The following is a 6,971-nucleotide window of genomic DNA, read 5'->3' on the forward strand; positions in this document are numbered from 1 at the left end:
CCCTCGGTGAAGGAGTCACCGAGGGCGACATAACGGTTCCAGGGATGGGGGTATTCGTTCAACTTCTCCTGTGTCTCGGTCACTCCGCCATCCTGCCAAGCAAGGGCAGGCTACGCGAACGCTGGTTCCCGGCCGCCGGACGAATCATGCCACCATGGAGCAATGACCACTCTTCCCTCGCCTGACGGCAACGCTGTGCCCGCTTCCGGAAAAGAACCCGTCGTTGTCTGGTCGAAGCCCGAAGACTCACGTGCCGGCACCCCGCTGCTGGTGCTGCTGCACGGGCACATGGCAAACGAGGAAGACCTCATGGGCATCCTGGACTTCCTCCCCGATGAATTCACGGTGGCATCCGTCCGCGCACCGGTGGCACAGGGTCCAGGCTTCACCTGGTTCCCCCTGATGCAGGACACCGCATACTCCGTGGACAAGGTCACCGCAGCGGTTCAGGACGTCATTGACTGGGTGGACACCATCAAGGAACCCCATTCGAGCGTGACCCTGCTCGGCTTCTCCATGGGCATGGCGGTGGCGAGCTCCATGCTGCGGGCCCGCCCCACCGACTATGCCGCCGTCGTCGGGCTTTCGGGTTTTGTCGTCCCAGCTGAAGACAGTGGGTTCTTCAAAGACGAAGCGCTCGAAGCGAATCCGGTGCCATTTTTCTGGGGCCGCGACCAGGAAGACCCGGTCATCCCGTCCGATCGCATCGAGTTCACCCACGGCTGGCTGAACCGCCATACGAAGCTCACCAAGGTGCTCTACGCAGGGATGTACCACAGCATCAACGCCCAGGAGCTGGGTCACGTCCGGGAATTTCTGCAGATGGTTGTGCCAGGGGTCAGCCGGACACCACGGTCACGGTAACGCCGTTGACGGTGACCGCGTCTCCGGCATGAAGCTGCCGTCCCCGGCGATCCTCAATTTCGCCGTTGACCTTCACCATTCCGTTCTCGATGAGTTCCTTGGCCTCTACGCCGTCCTCGGCAAGGTTGGCCAGTTTGACCAGCTGGCCCAGCCTGATCATTGAATCGCGGATCGGAACCTCAGTGTCTTTGCTCATAGTTCCATCATGCCTGCCCTCCGCACCTGCTCCTCACGGATCAGTGACCTAGGGTTAACGGGTGTCTCGCGCCCGCCACCTTCCCGCCGTCGTCGGTCTTCCCTTGGCGGTCGCCGCCGGAGTGGCTATCCCGCTCCAAAGCAGGATCAACGGCGCCCTCGGACAAACCCTCAAGGACGGCCTTGCCGCCGCACTCATCAGTTTCGGAACCGGACTGGTGCTGATGATCCTCATCTCCCTCCTGCTGCCACGCGGCAGGGCGGGGTTCGCGCAGCTGATTCCCGCCGTACGGGAGCGCCGCTTTCCCCGCATCTACCTCGCGGCCGGCACCATCGGCGCACTGTTCGTTTTCTCGCAGGCACTCACCATTTCGATCCTCGGAGTGGCGCTGTTCACCGTTGCCGCCGTGATGGGCCAGACGCTCAGCGGGCTCGCTGTTGACCGGATGGGTATCGGGCCGGGCGGTCGACGTGTCATCACGCCGATGCGTGTGATCGGGGTAGCGCTGACCGTCGCGGCGGTCATCTGGGCGGTGTCGCCCCGGCTAGGAGAAACGGGCACGACGGCGGCACTCATCCTGCCGCTCCTGCTTCCCATTGCGGCGGGCATACTGGTGAGCTTCCAGCAGGCGATGAACGGAACAGCCGCCATGCAGTACGGCACTCCGATCACAGCGACGCTCATGAACTTTGTTGCCGGGTCGACGCTGCTGCTTGCTGCGTGGCTCGTGAAGCTGATCGCGGTTGGACCGCCTGAGCCGTTGCCGGGGGATTGGTGGTACTACCTCGGCGGGCCGATGGGGTGCGTTTTCATCGGGATCGGGGCGCTCCTCGTGCGGTCCCTGGGCGTCCTCCTCACTGGCCTCGGCATGATCGCGGGCCAGCTGCTGGGTTCGCTGGCACTGGACCTTGTGTTGCCGACGCCGGGTACGGTCGTCGTCTTCGCCACGGTTGCAGGGCCTGTCCTTGCCCTCGGAGCGATTATTTTGACAACCCTCCCCTGGAGCCGGGGCCTCCTTAAGCGCTCCTGATCGACCGCCTGGAGCAGAACGGGACGGGTCACCTGTACCGGTGAACCGTCCCGTCCTTGTCTTACTGGTTCGTGTTACTGGTCAACCATTTCGTCGTGATCGTGCTCCGGGTGGAGTCCGCCGCCGCTCTCCGTGCCGCCGCCCAGAGGGTTGCCGTCGAAGCTGGTCTTTTGCTTGAAGTTGCCCTTCACGTTGTCACCGACGCCGTTCACCGCCGTCGTATTTAGGGCGTAGGTGAGCGTTAGGTGGGCGATGGCATCGCTCATCTGGTCCAGCGACTCAATGCTGACGTTGCCGGTGTCGTCGCACGCAGCGTGGTAGCAGGCATCGTAGGGTGCCCCTGCAACGCCGCCGAACAGCATGGCTTGTTCCTCAGTCTTGACGCCCTCAGCGCCCGTGAAGAGCCCCCCGGCGGGGACACCCTGCGCGATGAAGGGCCCATAGTCGCTGCGGCCGCTGAATGCCGTCTCACCGGAGGGGAGTCCTTCCGCGGCGAAGTAGTCGTGGAAGTCCTGTTCGATTTGCCCCGATCCTGCCGGTCCCGCAGCAGCGCCGGGCCCGACGGGGAAGGCGGAATTGTCGCCGTCATACACGAAGCGGCCGAAGTTCGGCGAGCCGATCATGTCGAAATTCAGGTACAGGCCGACCTTGGCCAACTCGCCGGACGCCACAGCACCATTGACATAGTGGTGTGCGCCCAGCAGTCCCTGCTCCTCTGCACCCCACCAGGCGAAACGGACCTTGTTGGCGGTTTGGACCTTGCTCATCGATTCCGCGACGGCGAGGATTGCGGCGCTTCCGGTGCCATTGTCATTGATACCGGGACCCGCCTGCACGCTGTCGAGGTGCGCTCCCACCATCACAACGTTGTCGGCATCTCCGGACGCGGTCTCAGCGAGCACGTTGGCGGTCTTCCGGTTCTCCGAGATGGTGTCGGCCGCGACCCGGCCGGTGACACCGTCACCCATCAGGCCGACACCGACGTCGTAGCTGGCCCCAAGCACCGGAATGGTGATTCCCGGAGCGCCCAGCGTACCGGCGATCGGGCCTGTGCTGCCGGCAAGCCCCGTGTTGAAGATGACGACGGCGGTGGCGCCGGCTGCTGCAGCATTGCTTGCCTTCTGAGCAAAGGGACAGCTTCCTCTCTGTACCAATGCAATTGAGCCGGTCGGGAAACCTGCGAAGTCGGCGGCTTCGCAGCCGCTGGTGTTACCGGCTCCAACGGCGCCCGTAGTGTCCACTGTCGTAAAGGAGCCGGTAACGTCTCCGGCGCCGGAGTAGGTCATGGTGGCGAAGGTACCAGCCGGGTAGTTCACCGCGGTGGGGCTGACCTGTGTCAGGACGGAAGGGCTCAACTCCTGGAAGTAGGGGAACGTGAATTCCTGCACCGTCGGGGTGTATCCGGCAGCCTGCAGTTTTCCAACGACGTAGTTCACTGATTCGTCGTAGCCGGCGGTGCCGGATGCGCGGGTCCCGCCGTGCGCCACCGCAACGGAATCCAGGGCATCGAGATGGCCGACCACCCGGTCAACCGTGACGGCGTTGCGCAGTTTCTGGGAAGTGTTGTTGTTGCTGTTCTCGTGGGTTGGCACGGCGGTTGCTGCCAGCCCGGCCGAAGCGACAAGCGCAAGCCCGCCAGCAAAAGCCAGGGATGCACGCCCAAAATGGGCGCGCTTGTAGAGAGCGTTAGGGATCACCGTTGTTCCTTCTGTCGCACAGATGTGCCTGCGGTCGCGGACACTAGAACCCCTGTGGCGCGGATCACGCCACAGGGGTTCGCTCAATGTATGGATAGTCCTCGCACCGCGTCAAGGGACCGGTACGGGCAGGGGAAAGGGTTGTGGCGAAGCGCGGCTGAGGGGCGTAGGGTCGGAATCCCGAACCGGGTATCCAGTTCTACGCAAAGGAGAACTCCATGGGCCTGAGCAACATCATTCGAAGCGCTGCCAGCCAGTTGGGCGGCAGGTCAGGCGGCACCACCCGGCGCACGCCTCGGACCGGCAGGATGTCCACCGGACGCGGTATGTCCACTGGACGCGGCGGAGTCAACAGGGGTGGCACGGGAGGCGTGGGCGGAATCCTCCGCAGCATCCTCAACCGGCGCTAAACCCCAGGCACCGGCGGTGGGCCGCCCAACCTCGCTTGGGAACCCACCGCCGAACTGCCGCGTCGGCGCTGCTTACGATTGGCGCCGCTTACGGTCGGCGCCGCTTACGGTCGGCGCTGAATGGAAAGGGCGCCGGAAAGTCATAGCGCCAGGATCAGGACGCGGTCCTGACCACCAAAACGTCACATGGTGCGCCGTGGACAACACTGCTTGCGACGCTACCCAGAACGCGACCCAGGCCCTTCATCCCGACATTGCCGACCACCAGCAGCTGGGCGTTGGAACTCTTGGCTTCTTCGACCAGCGCGTCCTGTGGTTTCCCGCGGCGGGCCGCCGGACGGATTGAAAGGCCGGAATGATCTGCACGCAGCTGCTCTGCAACGCGTCCAGCCAGCGACAGGGCGCGCTCGGCGTCGTCGAGGATGTAGGTGTCGCTCCCGATCTTCACGATCTCCGTGTTGTCCTGCACATGCGCACTCAGCACGACGAGCTCGGTCCCCAGGCCACTAGCCAGTTCGGCCGCCCGGGTAGCGGCCTTGAAAGCCGTGTCGCTACCGTCGACTCCCACAAGAACAACTCCTGCCATGGTGCATCCTCCTTGATACGCGACACCGTCGGTGCGGTGTCTGGAAACTGGACCCGAGGGTTTGCACCCCGGACCGACATCCTTACCAGTATGGGAGACGAATCATTCCCGGACCGCATTCCGGGAAGCAATGTCCGGTGATCTGCCGCTGGGCATGACGTCTGGCGGGCGTCGCCGTCGACGTGGTTTCGGTAGGCTAAGGTGGTACCTTCGCCCGCCCGCATTCGGCGCGGCAGCTCGCGCTCAATCGCCGTCTGCTGCGCTGTCCGGCGGCACGTCGACGACCGCACCCAGCGGCCTGTCCAAACATGTAGAGGATGGCATTCATCGTGGCCAAGCAGGTTTCCGCCCTGGACCCAATCATTTCCCTCGCCAAGCGGCGTGGCTTCGTTTTCCAGGCCGGTGAAATCTACGGCGGCTCGCGGTCCGCCTGGGACTATGGTCCACTCGGAGCCGAGCTGAAGGAAAACATCAAGCGCCAGTGGTGGCAGTCGATGGTCAGGGGCCGTGAAGACGTCGTCGGCCTTGATTCCTCAGTGATCCTTCCCCGCCAGGTGTGGGAAGCGTCCGGCCACGTCGAGGTTTTCTCGGACCCGCTGGTGGAGTGCCTGTCCTGCCATAAGCGCTACCGCGCGGATCACCTCGAGGAAGAGTACGAGGAGAAGAAGGGCCGGGCACCCGAGAATGGTCTCGCCGATATCGCCTGCGCCAACTGCGGCACCCGCGGCCAGTGGACCGAGCCGCAGGAATTCTCCGGTCTGCTCAAGACTTTCCTCGGCCCCGTCGCCAACGAGGAGGGCCTGCATTACCTGCGCCCCGAGACGGCCCAGGGCATCTTCGTGAACTTCAACAACGTGCTCACGACCTCCCGCAAGAAGCCGCCGTTCGGCATCGGCCAGATCGGCAAGAGCTTCCGCAACGAGATCACCCCCGGAAACTTCATCTTCCGCACCCGCGAGTTCGAGCAGATGGAAATGGAGTTCTTCGTCGAGCCCGGCACCGACGACGAGTGGCATGAGTACTGGATCAAGGAACGCTTCGACTGGTACACGGGCCTTGGCATCAATCCGGACAACCTGCGCCTCTTCGTCCACCCGCAGGAGAAGCTGAGCCACTACTCAAAGGGCACCACAGACATCGAGTACCGGTTCGGGTTCCAGGGCTCGGAGTGGGGCGAGCTCGAGGGCATCGCCAACCGCACCGACTTCGACCTCTCCACGCACTCGAAGCACTCGGGCACCGACCTGAGCTACTTCAACCAGGCCACCAATGAGCGCTACACCCCGTACGTGATCGAGCCTGCCGCCGGCCTGACCCGGTCCTTCATGGCGTTCCTCGTGGACTCCTACGCCGAGGACGAGGCACCCAATGCGAAGGGCGGCGTCGACAAGCGCACAGTCCTGAAGCTCGACCCGCGTCTCGCGCCCGTCAAGGCCGCCGTACTTCCGCTGTCCCGCAACGAGGACCTTTCACCCAAGGCGAAGGACCTCGGCGCGCAGCTCCGGAAGAACTGGAACATCGACTTCGACGACGCGGGCGCCATCGGCCGCCGCTACCGCCGCCAGGACGAGATCGGCACCCCTTTCTGCATCACAGTGGACTTCGACACCCTCGAGGACCAGGCCGTCACCATCCGGGAGCGCGACACCATGGCGCAGGAGCGGGTATCGCTGGACAAGGTCGAGGGCTACCTCGCGCAGCGGTTGGTGGGCGCCTAAGTGGCAATCCAGTACCGCCCCTGGCGTGAAGGCGACGACCTCGAACTCGTGCAGCTGTGGGGCGGGCCTGAAAGCCCGCCGGCAGAACAGTCCCGCGCGCTGTTCCGGCCGTCGTCGGACTCCCCATGGCTGCGCTGCATCGTCGCTGAGGACACCGTGGACGGCGTAGCGGTACCCGTAGCCGCCGGCTACGTATTCGAGCCGAAGCTTCACAACCGGCGGTTGTGGGCGTACGTCGAGGTCGGCAAGGACCACCGCCGCTCCGGCATCGGCGCCACCCTCCTCGGGATGCTTCGCCACGAGGCCGGCAGGTCGCCGTCGGGCGTGTCCACCCTGCGCGCCAAAGTGGTGCCCGGCTCCGGCGGCGCGGCGTTCGCTGAAGCTGCCGGACTCCGCGAGATCCAGCGTTCCCGGATTGTCGAGGTGAACCCGGGTGCGCTCGCCGTTCCGAACTTCACGGACGACGACGG

Annotated in this window: 8 protein-coding genes and 1 pseudogene; 6 read left to right on the forward strand and 3 right to left on the reverse strand. The window is 64.5% G+C overall.

Annotation, left to right across the window (positions count from 1 at the left end):
- Nucleotides 1-185 (forward strand): hypothetical protein (locus tag RIF85_RS13555; RefSeq protein ID WP_309072427.1); only part of this gene is annotated, 185 nt, incomplete at its 5' end.
- Nucleotides 163-864 (forward strand): phospholipase, encoded by a 702-nt coding sequence (locus RIF85_RS13560; protein WP_309072428.1) that lies wholly within the window; start codon nt 163-165, stop codon nt 862-864. The genes RIF85_RS13555 and RIF85_RS13560, both read left to right, overlap by 23 nt.
- Here RIF85_RS13560 and RIF85_RS13565 read toward each other — a convergent pair.
- Nucleotides 839-1,060: an RNA-binding S4 domain-containing protein gene (locus RIF85_RS13565; protein ID WP_309072429.1), complete on the reverse strand. Its 222-nt coding sequence runs from the start codon at nt 1,058-1,060 to the stop codon at nt 839-841. The two genes, RIF85_RS13560 and RIF85_RS13565, sit on opposite strands and share 26 nt — an antisense overlap.
- A gap of 61 nt (nt 1,061-1,121) precedes the next feature.
- Here RIF85_RS13565 and RIF85_RS13570 point away from each other — a divergent pair, with 61 nt between their 5' ends.
- Nucleotides 1,122-2,090: a DMT family transporter gene (locus RIF85_RS13570; protein WP_309072430.1), complete on the forward strand. Its 969-nt coding sequence runs from the start codon at nt 1,122-1,124 to the stop codon at nt 2,088-2,090.
- A gap of 74 nt (nt 2,091-2,164) precedes the next feature.
- On the opposite strand, the gene RIF85_RS13575 is transcribed toward RIF85_RS13570, so the two are convergent.
- Nucleotides 2,165-3,787: a M28 family peptidase gene (locus RIF85_RS13575; RefSeq protein ID WP_309072431.1), complete on the reverse strand. Its 1,623-nt coding sequence runs from the start codon at nt 3,785-3,787 to the stop codon at nt 2,165-2,167.
- Nucleotides 3,788-4,005: 218 nt separating this feature from the next.
- Here RIF85_RS13575 and RIF85_RS13580 point away from each other — a divergent pair, with 218 nt between their 5' ends.
- A complete protein-coding gene (locus RIF85_RS13580) occupies nt 4,006-4,197 on the forward strand; it encodes a hypothetical protein (RefSeq protein ID WP_309072432.1) in 192 nt (63 codons plus the stop codon).
- A gap of 154 nt (nt 4,198-4,351) precedes the next feature.
- On the opposite strand, the gene RIF85_RS13585 is transcribed toward RIF85_RS13580, so the two are convergent.
- Entirely contained in the window at nt 4,352-4,783 is a 432-nt protein-coding gene (locus RIF85_RS13585; RefSeq protein WP_309072433.1) for a universal stress protein, read from the reverse strand.
- Nucleotides 4,784-5,109: 326 nt separating this feature from the next.
- Between RIF85_RS13585 and RIF85_RS13590 the strand changes: the two genes are divergently transcribed.
- Both RIF85_RS13590 and RIF85_RS13595 read left to right on the forward strand, forming a co-directional pair.
- Nucleotides 5,110-6,501 (forward strand): glycine--tRNA ligase, encoded by a 1,392-nt coding sequence (locus tag RIF85_RS13590; protein ID WP_309072434.1) that lies wholly within the window; start codon nt 5,110-5,112, stop codon nt 6,499-6,501.
- Nucleotides 6,502-6,971 (forward strand): annotated as a pseudogene (locus tag RIF85_RS13595) (GNAT family N-acetyltransferase); the annotation flags it as partial.

The organism is Arthrobacter sp. (assembly GCF_031179385.1).
In the GTDB taxonomy this organism is placed as follows: Bacteria; Actinomycetota; Actinomycetes; order Actinomycetales; family Micrococcaceae; genus Arthrobacter_D.

Excerpts from the sequence above, each read along its gene's own strand:
- RIF85_RS13565 (WP_309072429.1), bottom strand. The coding sequence starts at position 1,060 with ATGAGCAAAGACACTGAGGTTCCGATCCGCGATTCAATGATCAGGCTG.
- RIF85_RS13580 (WP_309072432.1), top strand. The coding sequence starts at position 4,006 with ATGGGCCTGAGCAACATCATTCGAAGCGCTGCCAGCCAGTTGGGCGGC.
- RIF85_RS13585 (WP_309072433.1), bottom strand. The coding sequence starts at position 4,783 with ATGGCAGGAGTTGTTCTTGTGGGAGTCGACGGTAGCGACACGGCTTTC.
- RIF85_RS13560 (WP_309072428.1), top strand. The coding sequence starts at position 163 with ATGACCACTCTTCCCTCGCCTGACGGCAACGCTGTGCCCGCTTCCGGA.